The organism is Leptolinea tardivitalis (assembly GCF_001050275.1).
Classification (GTDB): domain Bacteria; phylum Chloroflexota; class Anaerolineae; order Anaerolineales; family Anaerolineaceae; genus Leptolinea; species Leptolinea tardivitalis.
Genome location: NZ_BBYA01000002.1, coordinates 128,550 through 148,111 on the forward strand (window position 1 = coordinate 128,550; position 19,562 = coordinate 148,111).

General features: G+C 46.0%; 15 protein-coding genes. 9 read left to right on the top strand and 6 right to left on the bottom strand.

Annotated features, from left to right (window positions below; genetic code table 11):
* Positions 1-980 precede the first annotated feature (980 nt).
* On the top strand, positions 981-2,318 hold the full coding sequence (gene glnA / locus LTAR_RS01990; RefSeq protein ID WP_062420487.1) for a type I glutamate--ammonia ligase: 1,338 nt from the start codon (positions 981-983) through the stop codon (positions 2,316-2,318).
* Positions 2,319-2,387: 69 nt separating this feature from the next.
* Here glnA and LTAR_RS01995 read toward each other — a convergent pair whose 3' ends face one another.
* From LTAR_RS01995 to tgt, 3 genes are read right to left on the bottom strand one after another with little or no spacing between them, the layout of a single operon-like run.
* Positions 2,388-3,170, bottom strand: a complete 783-nt coding sequence (locus LTAR_RS01995; protein ID WP_062531955.1) for a type 2 periplasmic-binding domain-containing protein — start codon at positions 3,168-3,170, stop codon at positions 2,388-2,390.
* Positions 3,151-3,972, bottom strand: coding sequence for an undecaprenyl-diphosphatase UppP (uppP, locus tag LTAR_RS02000; protein WP_062420489.1), 822 nt, complete (start codon positions 3,970-3,972; stop codon positions 3,151-3,153). Before uppP ends, LTAR_RS01995 begins: the two co-directional genes overlap by 20 nt.
* A gap of 18 nt (positions 3,973-3,990) precedes the next feature.
* A complete protein-coding gene (gene tgt / locus LTAR_RS02005) occupies positions 3,991-5,106 on the bottom strand; it encodes a tRNA guanosine(34) transglycosylase Tgt (protein ID WP_062420490.1) in 1,116 nt (371 codons plus the stop codon).
* A 93-nt stretch (positions 5,107-5,199) separates the two neighbouring features.
* Here tgt and alr point away from each other — a divergent pair, with 93 nt between their 5' ends.
* The 4 genes from alr to LTAR_RS02025 all read left to right on the top strand — a co-directional run bounded on the left by alr (position 5,200) and on the right by LTAR_RS02025 (position 9,916).
* On the top strand, positions 5,200-6,318 hold the full coding sequence (gene alr, locus LTAR_RS02010) for an alanine racemase (RefSeq protein ID WP_062420491.1): 1,119 nt from the start codon (positions 5,200-5,202) through the stop codon (positions 6,316-6,318).
* Positions 6,318-8,057 (top strand): single-stranded-DNA-specific exonuclease RecJ, encoded by a 1,740-nt coding sequence (recJ, locus tag LTAR_RS02015; protein WP_062420492.1) that lies wholly within the window; start codon positions 6,318-6,320, stop codon positions 8,055-8,057. The genes alr and recJ overlap by 1 nt, the downstream gene beginning before the upstream one ends.
* A 7-nt stretch (positions 8,058-8,064) precedes the next feature.
* Positions 8,065-8,958, top strand: a complete 894-nt coding sequence (locus tag LTAR_RS02020; RefSeq protein ID WP_062420493.1) for a DMT family transporter — start codon at positions 8,065-8,067, stop codon at positions 8,956-8,958.
* 64 nt (positions 8,959-9,022) lie between these two features.
* Positions 9,023-9,916, top strand: coding sequence for a DMT family transporter (locus tag LTAR_RS02025; protein ID WP_062420494.1), 894 nt, complete (start codon positions 9,023-9,025; stop codon positions 9,914-9,916).
* A 310-nt stretch (positions 9,917-10,226) separates the two neighbouring features.
* Here the strand turns inward: LTAR_RS02025 and LTAR_RS02030 are convergent, their stop codons facing one another.
* Together LTAR_RS02030 and LTAR_RS02035 are read right to left on the bottom strand one after the other, a co-directional pair.
* A complete protein-coding gene (locus LTAR_RS02030) occupies positions 10,227-10,754 on the bottom strand; it encodes a GNAT family N-acetyltransferase (RefSeq protein WP_062420615.1) in 528 nt (175 codons plus the stop codon).
* A 529-nt stretch (positions 10,755-11,283) separates the two neighbouring features.
* Positions 11,284-12,060 (bottom strand): glycosyltransferase family 2 protein, encoded by a 777-nt coding sequence (locus LTAR_RS02035; protein WP_236686560.1) that lies wholly within the window; start codon positions 12,058-12,060, stop codon positions 11,284-11,286.
* Between the two features lie 70 nt (positions 12,061-12,130).
* Between LTAR_RS02035 and LTAR_RS02040 the strand changes: the two genes are divergently transcribed.
* The gene (locus LTAR_RS02040) at positions 12,131-13,486 is read left to right on the top strand and encodes a DUF8689 domain-containing protein (protein WP_062420495.1); all 1,356 of its coding nucleotides are present in this window, start codon (positions 12,131-12,133) and stop codon (positions 13,484-13,486) included.
* 9 nt (positions 13,487-13,495) lie between these two features.
* On the top strand, positions 13,496-16,306 hold the full coding sequence (locus LTAR_RS02045) for a glycoside hydrolase family 3 N-terminal domain-containing protein (RefSeq protein WP_062420496.1): 2,811 nt from the start codon (positions 13,496-13,498) through the stop codon (positions 16,304-16,306).
* Between the two features lie 5 nt (positions 16,307-16,311).
* Here LTAR_RS02045 and LTAR_RS02050 read toward each other — a convergent pair whose 3' ends face one another.
* Positions 16,312-17,298, bottom strand: coding sequence for a serine/threonine protein kinase (locus LTAR_RS02050; protein WP_062420497.1), 987 nt, complete (start codon positions 17,296-17,298; stop codon positions 16,312-16,314).
* Between the two features lie 137 nt (positions 17,299-17,435).
* Here LTAR_RS02050 and LTAR_RS02055 point away from each other — a divergent pair, with 137 nt between their 5' ends.
* Entirely contained in the window at positions 17,436-18,116 is a 681-nt protein-coding gene (locus LTAR_RS02055) for an FHA domain-containing protein (protein ID WP_062420498.1), read from the top strand.
* Between the two features lie 242 nt (positions 18,117-18,358).
* Positions 18,359-19,519 carry a S1C family serine protease gene (locus tag LTAR_RS02060; RefSeq protein WP_062420499.1) on the top strand — a complete coding sequence of 387 codons (1,161 nt, stop codon included), beginning with the start codon at positions 18,359-18,361 and terminating at the stop codon, positions 19,517-19,519.
* The last annotated feature ends 43 nt before the right edge of the window (positions 19,520-19,562 follow it).

Below are 19,562 nucleotides of genomic sequence, written 5' to 3' on the forward strand. Positions count from 1 at the left end.
TGGGCAATCTCATATTATCAATTGTATCTGTACAGTAGGAATAACAAAAGGAACAACGTAAGTTTGAATTTTCGTTGAAATGCTGATTGGCCTTTCTCTACGGCTTTTCTAACCCAAAAATGGGAAAGAGAGGAATTAAATGGAGACCGATCAGGATTTGATCCATTCAAGTTGTTTTTCGAAAGCCATTTTGTCTGAGTGTCAAATATACGTGCCCGTGATTTAAATACCCAGACATTAATGACTGCTCAAAAGGCACGAGCCTCCACGTATGATGACCTTGATAAGGCGTGATTTAATAAGACCGATCTTATACTAGAGGCCACCGAAGAGGACTGGGTCGCGGAATTTTTGTCGGAAAGAATAACAATCCTATGGCAGATTGGTCACTCATGTTATGGCTTTGCGATCCTTCATGTGATGGAAGGAAATAGCTATCAATTTCGAGAGTCAGCAATTTTAGAATCAGACCTAACCTAACATTCCATTGATTTAAGTCTTTCAGAGACAATTTCAATGATCGATTAAATTGAAAAGCAATCAGTGAAATGCGAATGCAAGCACCAGATATCCCATTGAAGCTGTGTGCGTGGTTGAAGCAGGCAAAAGTTTCTCTTTAATGACAGAACAAAAGAATAAACTCATTGATTCATTTTGTGGAATAGCAACCATTATGGAACTGAAGGACAGAACGTTAAAACAACATCTGACAGGATCGAAAAATCCAGGAAAAATTAAATTGAGAAGAATAATCTTGCCAAAATCCTTTCGATTCATTCATCCATTTCGTAAATACTGATCAAAACCGTTTACAATAATGATTGTTATAGAAATATAGGAAGAACCCTCCAATCTCCTAATTATTTCTATAAATGACATATTTTTATATCAGGTTTACTGAATGTTATACGTTCAGTAAATTATGATATGTATTTGCTGATCGTTTTGTATTGTTCGGTTTTGGGAGCAGGAGATGGGGAATGGACAAGAAAGAACTATTGGAGCGGGTAAGCGCTGATGGGGTGAAATTTATCTCATACCAGTTCACAGATGTTGTCGGGTCTGTGAAATCGGTCGATTCACCTGTCGAAAGATTGCGTGAAACTTTGGATCGCGGTGTTTGGTTTGATGGCTCATCGGTGGAGGGTTTCACCCGGATTCAGGAAAGCGATATGCATCTGCGAATTGACCCAGATACCTACGCCGTTTTACCATGGTCACCCCCGGAATTCCGGCGTGCACGTGTTATTTGCGATATTTATTCTCCAGACGGCGAACCCTTCGCCGGTGATCCGAGAGGTTTGCTTAAACGAAAATTGGAGGAAGTCCGAAAGAACGGATATTCTTTCATGTTAGGTCCCCAACCGGAATTTTTCCTGTTCCGGCACAATGATAGCAATTCCATTAACCCTGTTCCGCATGATGTAGGCGGGTATTTTGATTTTTCTCCGTGTGACAAAGCAATTCGAGTGCGAACAGAATTAATGTCAGCCCTATCCAATATGGGTTTGCAAGTGGAATTAGGCCATCATGAAGTGGCTCTTGGACAGCATGAAATTGATTTCAAATATGACGAAGCCCTGCGTGCAGCAGATAATGTACTGACTTTAAAATATACGGTAAAAGCCATTGCCGCCCAACATAATTTGATCGCATCTTTTATGCCAAAACCTGTTTCCGGGATTTTTGGCTCCGGAATGCATGTTCACCAATCATTGTTAAATGAAAAAAATGAAAACATCTTCTTTGATGCCAAGAACGAATTCAAGTTGTCAACTAAAGCAAACGAATTTATCGCGGGACAGTTAAAACATGCCCGGGCACTCTCAGCCATTGTGTCACCTTCTGTTAATTCATATAAACGGCTGGTTCCGGGAAAAGAGGCGCCTGTCTATATCGGCTGGGCTCAAACCAACCGATCTGCTCTTATTCGTATTCCACGATACACTCCCGGAATGCACCAGGAAACGAGAATTGAATTTCGTTTACCCGATCCATCCTGCAATCCATACCTTGCTTTTGCGGCCATTCTGGCAGCCGGTATGGATGGAATTAATTCTAAATTGACAGTTCCCAACCCACTGAATAATATTAATATCTATGATTTAACAGCCAAAGAACGTGCAAAAATGAAAATCGGATCTTTGCCTGGTTCATTGGGAGAAGCCCTGTCAGAATTGGAAAAAAGCACATTTTTGAAATCTGTTATGGGTGAATATCTGTTTGAGGCGTACTTGAGAGCCAAATGGGCAGAATGGAATGATTATCAAATGCATGTCACTGATTGGGAAGTCAACCGTTATCTTGAAATCGCCTGAGAAAAATTATTGAAACATGAAAAACCGCAGGATGTTTCGATCCTGCGGTTTTGGTTACGTGGATTTTTATCAATTTCCATATGACGATTGCAGGCACTCCAAAAATTGTTGAATTTCAGGTTGTGGCTGCAACGGTGTAATGGCGATGACCGGAATGGTCTGCGCGCCTGGATCAATACCTTCAATTGCTACTTCTTTGAGATTATTACTTAACCACCGGGCGGGCAGCCAACCAATAGCCCCTGGATTATTGGTGATGGATTCAACCAGGTTTTTGGGTGCTGGTGCCAGCCATACCGGATTTAATCCGGCAGAATCAATTTCAGGAACAAGTCTGGATAATTCACCATGAATATCGGTTCCGGCAGAATACTGCCAGGGCTCAACAGCCGTTTTCCTGAATGTTTCTGAGGCAGTGCAATTCGGACAATATTGATCCAATGCATCTGCCCATGTTCCAAGTCCGCCTCGTAGTAATACTATCATCTGTGATTTTTCGAGCAATGTCACCGGATTTTCTTTATGAACCGCGAACACCAGACGGTCAGACCCAATTCGATAAACGAACTGATTCTCTTTTAATCCAATATCACCCCAACGCAAAGAGACGTCTGCTCCCGTTTTGGACATTTCACCAACCGGTTTCTCTTCCAGGACAATATGGATTGACCCAACCTGCAGACTGCATGCCTGTATGGCTGGAGACAGGTATTCCAGGGTTGGAGACAGTTCCAATCGCACAGATACCGGTTTCATAGAAGCCGATTCACTGTTCTGCTGGCAGGCAGTCAACAGAGCAAACACCAAAAAAAGAATGGGAAGGCGTCTTCCCTTAACGAAGGAAGGAAACAACCAGAACCAGAGCTCCCACAACAGCACAATAGATGGCAAATACCGAAAGAGGTTTCTTGTTAAGGAAGGAAAGCAACCACTTGATGGAAAAATATCCTACAATGGCCGCTACGACCATTCCAACCAGGATTACTGGCAGGAATGAGGATAAATTGGCAATATCTTTCAGATCAAGAGCACTGTACAGACCAGCCGCCAGCATGATCGGGATGGACATCAGGAAAGAAAACTTGGCGGCATCTGACCGTTTTAATCCTCGCATTACACCAAAAGAAATGGTGGCACCAGAACGAGAGATTCCAGGGAAGATAGACATTGCCTGGCCGATGCCAATCATCAGGGCATCCAGCCAGGTAATGGATGTGAATATCCGTTCTTTACGTCCGATAAATTCAGCAATGAGAAGAAGGATGGCTGTAATGAATAACAGGCAGCCAACAGCGACAGGGCTCGAAAAAGCGGCTTCAACAACAGGTTTGATTAAAACACCCGCTAACCCGCCGGGAACAGATGCCAGGATAATAAGCCAACCCATGCGGGCTTCGGGGGTCTCAAAAGGTTTGCGCGCAGCAATACTTTTAAAAAACTCGATGATAATGTTGATCAGATCATTCCAAAAATATACGATTACAGCCAGCAAGGTACCCAACTGCACCAGGACATCAAATACAAAGATCTGGTCTTCGGGGAAAGTCCATCCGAGAAGAAAAGGAACGATAACAAGATGGCCGGAACTGGAAACAGGCAGATATTCGGTCAATCCCTGGACGATACCCATGATAATGGCTTGGAAAATGGTCATGTTTACCTCAATGTAGAATTATTTCACAGGATGATTGTACTGCGATAGAAAATCCTGCGCGAAAGAAGTGAAACGCTGCTCCAGAATGGCTTCGCGGCACAGGCGTACTAACCGCAGAAGCGTATACAGGTTATGGATCGAGATCAGGGTGGATGAAAGCATCTCGCGGGCAGAGATTAAGTGCCTGATGTATGCCCGGCTGAAATGCTGACATGTGTAACAGCTGCACGTTTCATCAATAGGATTGGGATCATGCGTATGAATGGCATTCAGCATATTGATTCTGCCGGTCAAGGTCATGGCGGATTGGTGCCTGGCCAGACGGGTGGGGAGGACGCAATCGAATATATCGATCCCCCGGAGGATCCCGTTGACCAGATCTTCTGGTGAACCAACACCCATCAGATAACGGGGTTTATCCTGGGGAAGCAGCGGGACGACCTTATCCATCACGGCATGCATTTCTGTTTTGCTCTCCCCAACAGATAAACCTCCTATAGCCAGTCCGTCAAACGGTTGGGATGCCGTCCACTCTGCCGATTTAATGCGCAGGTCATCAAAAACGCCGCCCTGTACAATACCAAAAAGTGCCTGGTCATCGCGAGTTTTGGTCTGTAAACAGCGCTGCGCCCAGGCTGTTGTTCTTTCCAATGCCTGTTCATTGTAGGCCCGATCATGCGGTGGGGCGCATTCATCAAATGCCATGATGATATCAGCCCCCAATTTTTGCTGGATGTCTATGGATTTCTCAGGAGTCAAACGGTGCATGGAACCATCAATGTGACTTTTAAATGTGGCACCATCGGCATCAATTTTCCGAATCCCTGCCAGCGAAAACACCTGAAACCCGCCGGAATCTGTCAGGATAGGGTTGGGCCATTGCATAAAGGAATGAAGTCCACCCATCTCGGCGACCAGATCGGCCCCGGGTCGTAAATAAAGATGATAGGTATTGCTTAACACCAGCGATGCCCCCAGTTCATGCAACTGCGCCGGAGTGACAGATTTCACCGTTGCCTGGGTTCCTACCGGGGCAAAAATGGGTGTGGGAATGTCACCATGCGGAGTATGGTAAATACCGGCACGGGCTGAACCGTCTACGGCAATTCTGGTATAAGAAAATTGACTGGACATATATCAGATTTTATCCCTGGATTTTTCAGGCTGGATTGCGATTATACCTGAAGGTGCTTGCGTTATCTTCTGCCTGTGGATATACTACCGTCCATGATTATCAACGATCACACTGATTGGCTTGAAATTGATCTGGGTGCATTTAAAAAGAATATTGAGAAGATGAAAGAAATCACCGGTAGACCGGTGATGGCGGTGATTAAAGCCAATGCATACGGCCACGGGCTGGCAGAAATTGCGAAGGCTGCTTTGCAGGGCGGGGCATCCATTTGCGGAGTAGCCCGTGTGGAAGAAGCATTCCGCATCCGCCGCAAGGGAATCCATGGAAAAATGCTGGTACTGGGCGGGGCCATGGCAGATAGTATTCCTTTTGCCCTGGCGGAAGATGTCTCCCTGACCATATCTGACCCGGTTACAGCAAAGATTTTTTCTGATGAAGCTGTGCGTCTGGGTGGTGTAGTTCATGTGCATGCCAAAGTGGATACCGGTATGAACCGGCTGGGTGTGCCGGTGGAAGAAGGCATTGAATTTTTGCGGTTGTTAAAATCTCTTCCCGGTTTGAGAGTTGACGGCCTCTTCACGCATTTTGCCCGGGCGGATGAAGTGAATGCCGGTACAACCGAGATCCAATTGGATAGATATAACCGGTTTTTAACTGATGTACGAGGAGCAGGATTATTGCCGCCTTTGGTGCATGCCGCCAATTCGGCGGCCTCTTTGTTCTTCCCGGCTGCCCGTTATGATATGGTCCGCCCTGGCATAGCCCTATTTGGAATTAATCCTGCAGAAGATGCTGTCTTGCCGGACGGGTTTACTCCTATTATGGAATGGAAAACCCGGTTGATTTCCATCAAAGATATCCCAGCCGGCAGTGGAATCAGTTACGGTCATAAATATACGACAACCCACACTGAGAGAGTCGGCGTTATTGCTGTGGGATATGCCGATGGTTTCCGGCGGGTGGAAGGTAATAAAGTCCTCATCCGCGGACGTTATGCTCCTGTGCTGGGTTCAGTCTGCATGGATCAATGTATGGTCAGTCTGGATGATATCCCGGATGCGCGGTTGGAAGATGAAGTAGTGCTAATCGGTTCACAGGGCGGCAAACAAATTTCTGCTGAAATGATTGCCCATAAATGGGGAACCATTGCGTATGAGGTCGTCTGCGGATTAACAGCCAGGCTTCCACGCATCTATAGGGATGAAGCATAATGGATAGTTTCATTAACGGTAAAAAACCCAAGCGCTGGATTGCTCCCGAAATCATTACACCTGAAGCAGAACATGAGTTGGAAGAATATCCCGTTGTCTTCCGTCAGGTATTATTTTCGCGTGGATTGGATACAACCGAAAAGGCACATGAATTTCTGCAAAACTCGATGGCCGAACATAACCCGCTGCTCATGAAAGGTATGGAGGAAGCAGCGGAAATAATTAAAACCAGTATTCTGATGGGGAACCCGATTGTTGTCTACGGGGATTATGATGTGGATGGTGTTACGGCAACCGCTCTAATGGTTCAGGTTATCCGGGAACTGGGTGGGGTAGTGATGGAATACATCCCGAACCGGTTTGACGAAGGCTACGGGTTAAATCTTGATGCCATCAATGAGTTACATCATCAAAATGTTTCCCTTATCATCACGGTTGATTGCGGTATTCGATCTGTAAAGGAAGCTGAACTTGCCCGTGAACTGGGGATTAAGCTTATCATCACCGATCATCACCATCCTCTGGAAACCATCCCGGGAGCTGATGTAGTTATCTGTCCTCGTCAGGAAGGTGATGATTATCCGTATAAAGACCTGGCTGGCGTAGGAATTGCTTATAAAGTCGCCCGCATCCTGTTTGGAAAATTTGGTAAAGATCCGAAGGAAGCCGAACGTTGGCTGGATCTGGTGGCTCTGGGTACTGTATCGGATGTTGCCCCTTTGACAGGCGAGAACCGGCTTCTTGTGAAACTCGGTTTGGATTCGATTAACACAAATACACGGACAGGATTGTATTCTCTGTTGGCTGTTTCAGGAATGATCTCGACGGATTCAAAACCCATAAAACCTAAGAAGGTGACCGCTGGGGATATTGGCTTCAAACTGGGCCCCCGCTTGAATGCCGCCGGACGCATGGAATCTGCGATGAAAGCCCTGCATCTCTTGATGAGTGATGATATTCAGAATACTGGTCTGCTGGCGCAAGAATTACAACAACAAAATAACATGCGTCAAGAAAATACACTTAAAAATCAACAAAATGCTGAAGCCAAGCTATCTGACATTGAGAACCTGCCCATGTTGATAGCCTTTGGATCAGAAGAAGAATTTCATTCGGGCATTGTTGGTCTGGTGGCTGCCCGGTTGGTGGAAAGTCATTACCGGCCGGCCATTGTTGGTGTGATCGGGGAAGAAACTACACGCGCTTCCTGCCGAAGTATTGATGAATTCCATATTACAAAAGCTCTGGATGAATGTGCTGATTTACTGGTTCGTCATGGTGGGCACAGCAAGGCAGCTGGCTTTACAGTATCCAATGAAAACAGGGAAATTCTGAAAGAACGTTTATTGGAAATTGCCTCACGTCAATTGAATCCTGACGAATTGGTCCCCGCGATTCATTACGATGCTGAAGCACAATTGGACGATTTGAAGATCGATGTATACCGACTTCTTGAACAAATGGAACCTACGGGTAATGAAAACCCAAAACCTGTTTTCCTGACAAAAAATTTAAAAGTTATTCGAAAATCATTGATTGGCACGGAAAAAAATCATTTGCGGATGACTGTAAGAAATGAGAATGGGTTGACAATAGATGCCATCGGGTTCCGTATGGGTACCTGGTACGAAGAAATGCCGGAAAAAGTGGATATTCTCTATCATTTTGAGTTGAACGTATACAAAGACCACGAATCGTTTCAGCTAAATTTATGTGATATTCGTCCGTCGGAAGTGTAGGTGAAGCATGTTGACCGGCGTGCCATCAAAACGGAAAGCCATTATCCTGGCCGCCGTTGTCACTACCATCTGGTCTACCAGCTGGGTATTGATCAAGATCGGATTGAAGGAAATTCCGGCTTTGCCATTTGCCGCTTTCCGGTACACACTGGCCTCACTAATCCTGCTACCCGGATTGTTGAGAACTCCGTCCCGGAAGGTGATTTGCTCATTCGGGTGGAAAGATTGGCTGGTGCTTGCGGGTCTGGCTTTGCTGACATATCCACTCAATCAGGGAGGATTGTTTGTTGCCCTGAGTTATTTGCCCAATACGACAGTAAGCCTGCTGCAGAATTTCAGTCCAGTTTTCATTGCTTTATTGGGAAGCTGGCTGCTGAAAGAAGTGGTAAACGGCCGGCAATACCTTGGGATGCTCATATTGCTTGCCGGGGCGCTGGTATTCTTTCTGCCTCTGCAATCTTATAATCTTTCGATCCCCGGTTTGATCGCTTCCTTCGTCACCATGATGGCCAATGTGTTCGGCTCGCTTTATTCCCGAAAATTGCTGCGCACAGGAACATACCCGGTGCTGGTTATGACCGGTATCTGTATGTCTATTGGATCCATTGTAATGTTTGTCGGTTCACGTGCCTGGGAGTACATCCCAAAGATCAGCCTTCACCTTTGGGGAATTTTGCTGTATCTGGCTCTGGTTAACACAGCACTGGCATTCATGGTCTGGAATACTTCATTGCAGCGATTAACGGCGTTTGAAGCGAATATCATCAACAATACCATGCTGGTACAAATCGCCCTCCTTTCCTGGATATTCCTTGGAGATGCCATCAGTTGGAAAATGGCAGCCGGTATGGCTCTGGTAATGGGTGGAGCGGTGCTGGTTAATTTGCGAAACACAACCTGAATTTTCGCTGAATTTGTAACGACAATTTAGACCTTCATGATTTTATTGGAATAGGAAAGACACAATGTTGACAGGAATTCCTTCAAAAAAGAATGCCATCATAATAGCCAGTCTGACCACAATTGTGTGGTCAAGCAGTTGGATTTTTATCAAAATTGGATTAAAAGAGATTCCGGCTTTACCTTTTGCCGGAATGCGCTATATCATGGCCTTTCTTTTCTTTCTCCCCTGGTTATTGAAGAGCAGTTCCATTAAAGCAATTCGCCGATTAACAAGAAAAGAATGGCTGGTAATGATTGCACTTGGATTGCTGACATATCCGCTCAATCAGGGTTGTCTGTTCATGGCCATGACGTATCTGCCCAATACAACCATCAGTTTGATCACAAATATGGCTCCCATATTTCTGGCATTGCTTGGTGGTATTTTTCTGGATGAAAAATTAAATCGCTGGCAGTATTTTGGCATGGCTATCACCATCAGCGGAGCACTGGTGTTTTTCCTGCCATTAACGGGTAATAATATGTCTGTACCCGGATGGATATTTTCATTCACCACCCTCTTCGCCAATGTGATCGGGGCGGTTTTAGTTCGGAAGATGTTGAAAGCCGGTTCAATACCTGTTCTTGTGGTGACAGGTGTTCCGATGGGGATAGGTTCGATACTTATGGCGTGTGGTGCATCTGTATGGGAATGGATTCCCCGAATCAGCCTGACAGTCTGGGGAATTTTGCTCTTTCTATCTCTGGTTAATACAACCATTGCCTTTACAGTTTGGAATGTGGCATTACAACGTCTTACAGCATTTGAGGCCAATGTGATCAGTAACACCATGTTGGTGCAGATCGCTCTGCTATCATGGTTCTTCCTTGGTGATGCCGTCACCTGGAAAATGGCGGCTGGTATGGCATTGGTGATTGGTGGGGTGGTATTGATCAATCTCAAAGGGGACAGTTGATGGATATATCCTGCGCGTAGTCATGTGACATTCAACAAATTTACCTTTTTATTTTTCGAAACTTATGCAGGGTAGAAGCAACCGGGAGGTGTCCGGTCAGAAGGATAAACCATGCTCCGGTTGCTTCTACCGGAATGTAACACGGTAAGGCCGCTGGTTGAAGCAGGCGGAAATGATAGCCGGTTGCTGCCCAAGAACAATACTGCCTGCTTCAACCCTGCATAGAGCCGTTTGGTTTCATGAAACATTTGCAGGGGAGATGCAACCGGGCATAACCTGCTATGGCGTTCCACTTATCAAAGTTAAAAGTTTACAGATTGATCCAAAAAATCTGAACCGTTTTGTTATCTGTATGAACAAATTCTCGGTCAAGAATTCCACCGCATTTTTCGATTGTTCTACGTGAGCCTGTATTATTCTTTTCACAGGCCAACATAACCCGGTCCAATTTCAAGTTGCGGCAGAAAGCTAGCCCCAGATTTAATAGTTGTGTTGCATATCCCTTGTTTCTCTCTGAGGGACGGACACCGTACCCAATGTGACCGCCATATTCCCGCAAGAAATCATTCAGCGTGTGCCGGATATCTATCATGCCGACAATGCGATGATCATTCTCTCTAACACCAAAGAAAGTGCTGGATACCACCCATCCCGGTTTGACGGTTTCAACCGTAGAATTACACGCCAGGTGATCAAGCCAGTCTTCATACGATTTAATCTGATCAAACAATGAACTACCGTGGAGCAATTTTTCGCCATGATCAAAGTGCTCTTGACGATATTCGAGGGCGGCCTGTTTATGAGCTAAGGTAGGTTTAACCAAGTGGATTGCATCCATAAAATTATTCCTGATATCCGATTGGGAAATTTCCTTTTCTTTGAGACTGATCTGGATGATCCCTGGCATTTCCACTGGTAATGTTGCCGGATTATTAAGCCGTCTTTTCAACAGAAGATGTAATTTCAACTGTCAGGCGGCAATTCGCCGGCCAACTCAGATTCAGGTCCTCTGCCAGGGTATTCGTGAGATTTCATAAAATCTCCGGGAAGATAATCCCAACCACGAATATTTTATTGCCTTTTCCATTCAAAGCATCAGCCAGGCATTCCACGAGGTGACCATCCAATGTCCAGAACGGGTGATAATTTAGGATTTCTTCTTAATTCCAAAGTTAATTAGGTATTTACTTCGTTTGAATTCATTATTCAATTGCTGCAGACGTGATCTTTGCTATCGCACCCTCCGGTGAAAATTCGTTCATCAACTGACCGCTCCACTTGTACTCAATACCAATTCTATTCTGTCTGAAAATTAAAAAAGGTGCCTGAGAAGCACCTTGAGAGAAATTATTGGTGGGAAACTGAGATCAGTCGGTAAACCGGTAGCGTATCAACGTCCAAACGGCGATAAAACCATCCCAGGCTTTTATCTTCTTCCCCTGATCATAATCACGAGGATTAAAAGTAATGGGTACCTCAAAAATCCGAATATGACGTTTCAGTATCTTGGCTGTGAACTCTGGTTCAAATTCAAAACCGTGAGCATGCAGTGGAATATCCTTGACCTTTTCTCGGTAGAACACCTTGTATCCAGTTTCCATGTCTGAAAGGATATTGTTGTACAGAATATTGGTCAGGAAGGTGAGAATTTTATTGGCGACCATGTTCCAATACAGAATTGGCCGGCGGGCGCCGCCCAAGAAACGTGAACCGTAGACAACTTCGGCAATGCCCTCTTGAATGGGTTTCAACAGGGTGGGGTAATCACGGGGATCATATTCAAGATCAGCATCCTGGATGATCAATACATCACCGGTGGCAGAAAGGATGCCGGTACGAACGGCAGCACCTTTCCCCATATTTTTTTCGTGCAAGAATACTTTGACGACAGGATCATCTTTGTACGTTGCCAGAATATCGCGAGTGCCGTCAATAGAGCCGTCATCCACAATGACAATTTCACTGACAATATTGGTGGCTTTTACCCGGCGGATAATTTCTTCAATGGTGCTTTTTTCGTTAAAAACAGGGATAATAGTAGATACATTCATGGGCAGCATTATACGGGCGGGTGTGAGAACTGGCAAGGATTGATAATAACCTGTTAATTGAGTAGAACCGCCTGCAATGCTATAATCATTCAAGAATACATATAACCTTTGGGCTTCCTCTAAAAGCAGCGGGTTAGACTACAGAGGAAGGGAGTATATCGAAATGGCGACTGTTGCACCGAATCAACCCCAAACACAAACATCCGTCACCACCAGGCAGGAAGCCCCGGCGGCTTTTGTGCCCCCACCTATTTCCCGTATTGAAGATACCGGAATCCCGGCTCTCTGGCTGCAGGATCTTATATTGAAGATCATGTATTTTCAAGGCTATATGTCAGGATTCAAGATTGCCGAAGAAATTGCCCTGCCTTTTACCGGTGTGGTGGATATTTTGATGGAAACCTTGAAACGGGATAAATTGGTGGAAGTGCGTTCCTCTCAGGTTGGACTCGGTGAAGGTGCGTATCTGTTCGCCATTACCGGGACCGGAATCAACCGGGCGAGGGAAGCGCTGGACCGTTGCCAGTATGCTGGCCCGGCTCCGGTACAGCTTCAATATTATGTTGAAGCCTGCCGTAAACAAACCCGGCGAAGAATCCAGGTCACATCTGCCATGCTTCAAGAGGGTTTTTCCAGCCTGGTGCTCTCAGAACGGATTATCAGCCAGTTAGGGCCGGCTATTAATTCAAATACATCCATTTTTCTTTATGGCCCTCCTGGAAATGGAAAAACAAGTATCGCTAAACTGATTGGAGAAATGCTGTTCAACCAGTCAATTTATATTCCATTTTCCATCTATGTAGATGGACAGGTGATCAAGTTATATGATGCCGTTAATCATCGACTGGCCAGCCGAGAAGAAGTCACCCCGGCTGGAACAGGCACATTGCGCGCCGGAATGCGCCGGGATCCCCGCTGGGTTTATATACAACGCCCCTTCATTATGACTGGCGGTGAACTCACATTGGATGGTCTTGACCTCGTTTTTGACGATACATTGAAATTCTATGAAGCTCCTTTTCAGGTAAAAGCCAATGGCGGGATTCTGCTGATAGACGACTTTGGCCGTCAACAGGTGAAACCGCGCGATTTGCTGAACCGCTGGATTGTTCCACTGGAAAACCGCATTGATTATTTGAACCTACATACCGGCCGCAAACTTGAAGTTCCGTTTGATGTACTGGTCATCTTCTCGACAAACCTTCCGCCTCGCGAGCTGGTGGATGAAGCATTCCTACGGAGGCTTCGCCATAAGATCGAAGTACGCAACCCGAGTTATGATGAATACCGAGAAATTTTCAAACGCGTTGCCGCCACAAAGAATGTAAAATATACCGATCCTGGTCTGGCATACCTGCTTCAGGAATGGTACATCAAACGGAAACGATTACCCCGTGCGTCTCATCCGCGCGACTTGTGCGATCAGATTATCGATTACGCCCGTTTTACCAACCAGGAACCTTCTCTTACCAAAGAGTTGATTGATCCGGCAGCTGAATCCTATTTTGTTGAAGTGTAAGGTAAGCGATTGTCACCCATAAAGGCATTGAAAAGAACCAGCAAAACTGGTAGTGTTTTTACGTGCATCCACAGGCTGGTGGTTATTTTCTTTTGCCTTTTTAATTTGTTCCCCCTGACAACGGTTTTTGCTGAAGCTCCCACTCCAACTGCGAATAAGATCGCGGCAAAAAATCTGCTGGCAAAAATGACTCCGGAAGAAAAGGTGGGGCAACTGTTCCTCGTTACGTTTAAGGGGACAGATACTACCACCGCGTCACAAATCTATAATCTAATTGTCAAACGACATATCGGTGGTGTGATGCTCTCCGCAGAGAACGGCAATTTCCCTGCCTCGGAGAATCCTGCGAAAGATGCCTACCAATTAATCCAGATTCTGCAAAAAATCCGGATAGATGCCGCGTCGGCCGATTCGAGCATTGATTGTATTCCATTATTCATTGGGATATCGCAGGAAGGCGACCAATTTCCCAATGATCAAATTCTATCCGGGCTGACACCCATGCCGGATGCCATGTCTATTGGTGCCACCTGGAATCCTGAAATGGCCAGAAGTGTAGGAGCTGCCTTTGGCGATGAGTTACGCCGGTTGGGTTTCAACCTTTACATGGGGCCATCTCTTGATGTTCTCGCTAATGTTCCCAGTAATGGAACGGAAGATCTGGGAGTGCGTACCTTTGGGGGGGATCCCTACTGGGTGGGGGAGATGGGTAAGGAATTCATCGCTGGTCTGCATGAAGGTTCAGACGGCCGGATGGTAGTAATTTCAAAACATTTCCCCGGCCGTGGTGGATCTGACCGTCCAGCAGATGAAGAGGTGGCCACTGTTCGAAAATCCCTGGAGCAATTGAAACAAATCGAATTGGCTCCTTTCTTCAGTTCAACAGATTTGAATAATTCACCAGAGAGCATCACGGATGGTTTTCTTGTTTCGCATATCCGGTATCAGGGATTTCAGGGAAACATCCGGGCAACCACTAAACCAGTCAGCTTTGACAGCGCAGCGCTTTCTCAATTGATGGCTCTTCCACAATTACAACCCTGGCGTGAGGCGGGAGGTGTGTTGGTCAGCGAGAACCTCGGCAGTCAGGCTATTCGAAAATTCTTTGATCCTACCGGGATGTCTTTCGATGGACGTCAGATTGCCCGAAACGCTTTACTGGCTGGCAATGATATGCTGTATGTCAATAATTTCATCTCGACCGGCGACAAAGATGCATTCGATACGCTCACCAAAACAATGGATTTCTTTACACAAAAATATCGAGAAGATCCTGCTTTTGCCCAGCGAGTAAATACATCTGTAGAACGGATTCTGTCCTTGAAATACAAGCTTTATCCGAAGTTTGATGAAAAGACAATTCTTTTGCCAGAAGCCAGTATTTCTCATCTAGGCGAATATGAACAGGTTTCTTTCGATGTTGCACAGCAGGCTGTTACATTAATCAGCCCCAATGAGGCTGATTTGCAGAATGTGCTTGCCCGACCGCCGGAAATGCGGGAACGTATGGTTTTTCTCACTGATGTTGTCAGCGGGACACAATGCCAGAAATGTCCGGAACAGGTGACGATGAAGGTGGACAGCCTCCAAAAGGCAGTACTCCGTTTATATGGGCCACAGGCTGGTGGACAGGTAAGCGGTGCACGTATGTCGTCGTACAGCTTTGCTGATCTGGACCAGATGTTGAGTGGAGCAGCAAATACAGAAACCCTGTCATCTGAAATTCGTGAAGCTGATTGGATTGTATTTTCATTCCAGAAAATATCCTCTGACCGGCCAGTTTCACTGGCCATGAAGCGACTTCTTTCAGAGCGGCAGGATTTGGTTCGGAATAAAAAAATCGTAGCTTTTGCTTTCAACGCCCCATATTATCTAGATTCGACAGATATATCCAAATTGACTGCGTATTATGCCCTTTACAGCAAAATTCCTTCTTTTATTGATGTTGCTGCGAGGGTACTCTTTCAGGAGATTCCGGCAAAAGGTATTCCACCTGTCACAGTTCCAGGAATTGGGTACGATTTGATTAAAGCCACTACACCGGATTCAACTCAATTGATTTCGCTAACACTGGATTTGCCCGAAATCCAGAATCCTATCGGTGGAGTTCAACCTCCAACAACTGCACCGACTCAAATCCCTCTATTCAAAGTTGGTGATAATCTTCCTGTCAGAACAGGTATCATCCTTGATCAAAACCACCATCCAGTGCCTGATGGTACCGTGACAAAATTTGTATTCACTCTGGGTGATGAGAAGAGTATTGTTCAGCAGGTTGAGACGGTTACGAAAGCTGGTATTGCGCACGCATCATTCCGAATTCAAGCATCAGGACTGTTGGAAGTGAGAGCGGTATGCGAACCTGCCATGACATCACAAATCCTTCAATTGGATGTGACGGGAACGGAAGGTGCACAGGTTACTGCGATTGCGCCAACACCTCTTCCCACTCAGACGGCCGCCCCTGAACCTACGCAGGAACCCACCCCCACCGTTGTCCCTACAATTACCGCTGGCGAGATCAGGGCAAGATCATTTGGTGGTTGGTTGGCCGGACTAATGGTATTAATCGGCCTGATCATCCTCTTTTACCAGGTAACATCTCATAGAATCTCTGTCCGCTGGGGAGTACGATTTGCCCTGCTTACCGCTTTGATGGGCAGCTTTGGACTGATTGTTTACGGTCTGACACCGATTGGGAAACCATTACCGGAAATCTGGAATGCTCTGATATTCAGCGGGGCAGGAGGATTAATCGGCAGCCTGATTGCATGGATATGGTATTCCTATCCACGCTGGTTTTCTGAGAAACCTGAATAAGGTCTTTATCGAAGTAAGGCTGCCAGCAGACTGAAAACAGTAAAACCTACTGAAAGCCAAAGGAGCGTACGTTCGGGATTTGTGGATAAATAATCCGATGGATGCCGGGGCTTGGTAATAGGGTGGGTGATGGATGCCACCCGGTCTCCCAACAGACTCTCCTGGAAGGCTTTAATGGTGGGCGGACGGTCATCTGGATGCAGATTCATAGCCCAGAGGATCGCTTTTTCCGTTCGCGGGCTGATTTCAGGATTGATTTGTTGCATGGGTATCAGGCTTTCGGGATGCAGGAACCTTTCACGGGCATCTGCTGGAGGGGTATTTGTCAGTAAATGGTACAGCGTTGATCCAAATGCGAAAATGTCCGAGCGGATGTCAGTATGACCGCTATCGCCACCGTATTGTTCCAATGGTGTGTACAGGGCGGTACCCTGTCCCTGTAGAATGGTGATGGTAATTTCTCCAGGTGCCAGTACTTTTACCAGTCCAAAATCTACCAGTTTGATCAAACCGGTGGGGGTTTGTTTTAAATTGCTTGGTTTGATATCACGGTGCAAAATGGGAGGAGTCTGACTATGCAGGTAGGTTAATGCATCGGCCAGTTGATTCGCCCAACTTAATACCAGGTTCTCATCCAGGAATTCCCCGTTTTGACGGGCTTCCATCATTAACATCCGCAGATCCTTGCCGGGGATATAATCCATCACAAGGTAATCGAGCGAACCAACGGAAAAGAAATCGGAAACTTTGGGAAGATTGGGATGATCAAGACGCGCCAGAACAGTGGCCTCGCGAAGGAATTGTTCACGGGCTTCCTTCACCATCTCGGTGGGAAGACTACGGTCGTGTTCAACTTCTTTCAACGCGGTCTGACGGCCTTCGAGGCGCATATCGTCAGCCAGGTAAATACAACCCATACCACCCTGGCCGATAATTCGACGAATACGATAGCGCCCGCGTAACACATCCCCGGTTTTTAATGGGATTGGCATGCGGTAATTATCTCTTCTCTTCCCGGATGCAATGAAACTATCGGCGTCGAGTGCATCATCTCATCACGAGATTACAAAAACGGACAAATTCTGCTATATTATACCGCGTAGGTTGAATTCATTTTCAGGAAAGAATCATGGGAAAATCTCCAGACTCAAGAGAAATACCTGAATCACCGGTTTTCATTGCCCAGAGCGGGGTATTGAGCGGGCAACGCTGGTCAATTGACCGGGAATTAACCATAGGTCGTGACCCAACCTGTTCTCTGGTAATTCCTGACCGACAGGTATCACGCATTCATGCCCGGTTGAGTCTCACCCCGCAGGGGATTCTTCTGGAAGATTTGGGAAGTAAAAATGGCACATTTGCCAATGGAGAATTAATCATTGATCCTGTGATTTTGAACGATGGCGATGAAGTGCAGGTTGCCATGGTGCAGACCTTTATTTACTTAAGCTCCGATGCGACAATGCCTTTGGAATCGACCATGCGTCCATCGCATGGAAAGACGCGCAGGCTGCGCATAGATATGCGATCCAGACGAGTATGGGTTAGAGGGACTGAAATTGTTCCGCCTCTTTCTGTTCCCCAATTTAAGGTGGTTCAGATATTAAACGAAAATCCAGGCGAAGTAGTTTCCCGGCAAGACTTGATTTCACAGGTGTGGGGCGATGAGGTGTCACAAGGGGTTTCAGATCAGGCGTTGGATGCTCTGATCCGGCGCCTGCGTGACCGGATTTTCCAAATTGATCCGGATCATGATTATCTTGTTACGGTCAGAGGTTTTGGTTTTAGAATTAATAACCCGGAAGAATAAGAGAAAGTCGTAAAAAGAAAGGATGCTTACATCTGTAGGCATCTTTTTATTTGTCTGCCAATCGTATAAAAACAGACTTGATGTTTTTTTTAATTTCCGAATTAACTGAAAATTTCGTAAAAAAATTATTAGAAATGGCTGAATGGTTAATCGGAGAAGTTCGATTGTAGTAGACTTATTTTGATTTTCGTGGATTTGCACATTGAACTACAGGTTCACTATCAAAACTACAGGTTGAACAAATGCAAAAAGAGATTCGTATCATACTCATAAGCATTGTACTTATTTTGTTTTCGCTTGGAAGCGGGGCAGTAGGCGGCGCCGCCATCATCTTTCTGGCAGTAAATCAGGGATTATTCGTTCCAGCCACCAGCTCAACACCTACATCTCAAGTGGCAACGGTTTCTACTGCTGCGACGCAAACTCCCAACCATCTGGTTGTTTCTACAACCGAAATTGAGACAGCTATTACAAAAACGGTTGCCGGGGTAGGACCAGCCGTAGTGACCATTGTTGGGAATATTCCCGGGCAGCGTGGATTTTTTGGACAAACAGCTGACCAGGAAGTAACCGGCAGCGGCGTCATTATCTCTGACCAGGGCTATATCCTTACGAATAACCATGTGGTTGAAGGTACATCTACGCTTGTGGCAATTCTGGCCAATGGCGAACAACGTTCCGTCAAGCTGGTGGGCACCGATAAGTTTGCCGATATCGCTATTTTGAAAATTGAAGGAAATATTCCGGCTTACGCCTCTCTGGGAAACTCAGATACCCTGAATGCGGGTGAAACGGTAATTGCCATTGGATCTCCACTGGGTGACTTGAAAAATACTGTAACGGTGGGTGTAATTTCTGCGACCGGCCGCAGTCTGGATTCAGGAAATGGTTACCAATTAACTGACATGATTCAGACGGATGCCGCCATTAACCACGGCAATTCTGGAGGACCTCTGGTTAACCTGGCCGGACAGGTAATCGGGATCAATACGCTGGTTGTACGCGGCAGTGGTTCAAGTTCAGATACGGCTGAAGGGCTGGGTTTTGCTGTGCCATCCAACACGGCTCGGGCTATTGCCGACCAGATCATTCAAAAAGGCTACTTCGCCCGACCATACCTGGGTATCCGATACCAATGGATCACACCGGATATTGCTTCTATGTATGATCTGCCTGTTCAGTGGGGCGCATATGTTGTTCAACTTGATTCGGGCAGCCCGGCTGTAAAAGCGGGAATCAAACGCGGAGACATCATTACAAAAATTGGCAGCCAGACGCTTGATGACAGCCATCCGTATATTAATGCTCTGTTTGCCCAATCACCGGGAGTAGTCGTTCAATTAGAAATAGTCCGGGCAGGGAAAACCATCCAGCTTGAGGTAACACCGGGAGAAAGCCAGTAGATTTTTCCGTTCAAATCTTGCGTTAAGGCACTATCGAAAATTC

Coding starts and splice junctions, on each gene's coding strand:
- LTAR_RS02050 (WP_062420497.1), bottom strand. CDS start 17,298: ATGCCAATCCCATTAAAAACCGGGGATGTGTTACGCGGGCGCTATCGT.
- alr (WP_062420491.1), top strand. CDS start 5,200: ATGATTATCAACGATCACACTGATTGGCTTGAAATTGATCTGGGTGCA.
- uppP (WP_062420489.1), bottom strand. CDS start 3,972: ATGACCATTTTCCAAGCCATTATCATGGGTATCGTCCAGGGATTGACC.
- glnA (WP_062420487.1), top strand. CDS start 981: ATGGACAAGAAAGAACTATTGGAGCGGGTAAGCGCTGATGGGGTGAAA.
- recJ (WP_062420492.1), top strand. CDS start 6,318: ATGGATAGTTTCATTAACGGTAAAAAACCCAAGCGCTGGATTGCTCCC.
- LTAR_RS02025 (WP_062420494.1), top strand. CDS start 9,023: ATGTTGACAGGAATTCCTTCAAAAAAGAATGCCATCATAATAGCCAGT.
- LTAR_RS02030 (WP_062420615.1), bottom strand. CDS start 10,754: ATGGATGCAATCCACTTGGTTAAACCTACCTTAGCTCATAAACAGGCC.
- LTAR_RS02040 (WP_062420495.1), top strand. CDS start 12,131: ATGGCGACTGTTGCACCGAATCAACCCCAAACACAAACATCCGTCACC.
- LTAR_RS02060 (WP_062420499.1), top strand. CDS start 18,359: ATGCAAAAAGAGATTCGTATCATACTCATAAGCATTGTACTTATTTTG.
- LTAR_RS02020 (WP_062420493.1), top strand. CDS start 8,065: ATGTTGACCGGCGTGCCATCAAAACGGAAAGCCATTATCCTGGCCGCC.
- LTAR_RS02055 (WP_062420498.1), top strand. CDS start 17,436: ATGGGAAAATCTCCAGACTCAAGAGAAATACCTGAATCACCGGTTTTC.
- tgt (WP_062420490.1), bottom strand. CDS start 5,106: ATGTCCAGTCAATTTTCTTATACCAGAATTGCCGTAGACGGTTCAGCC.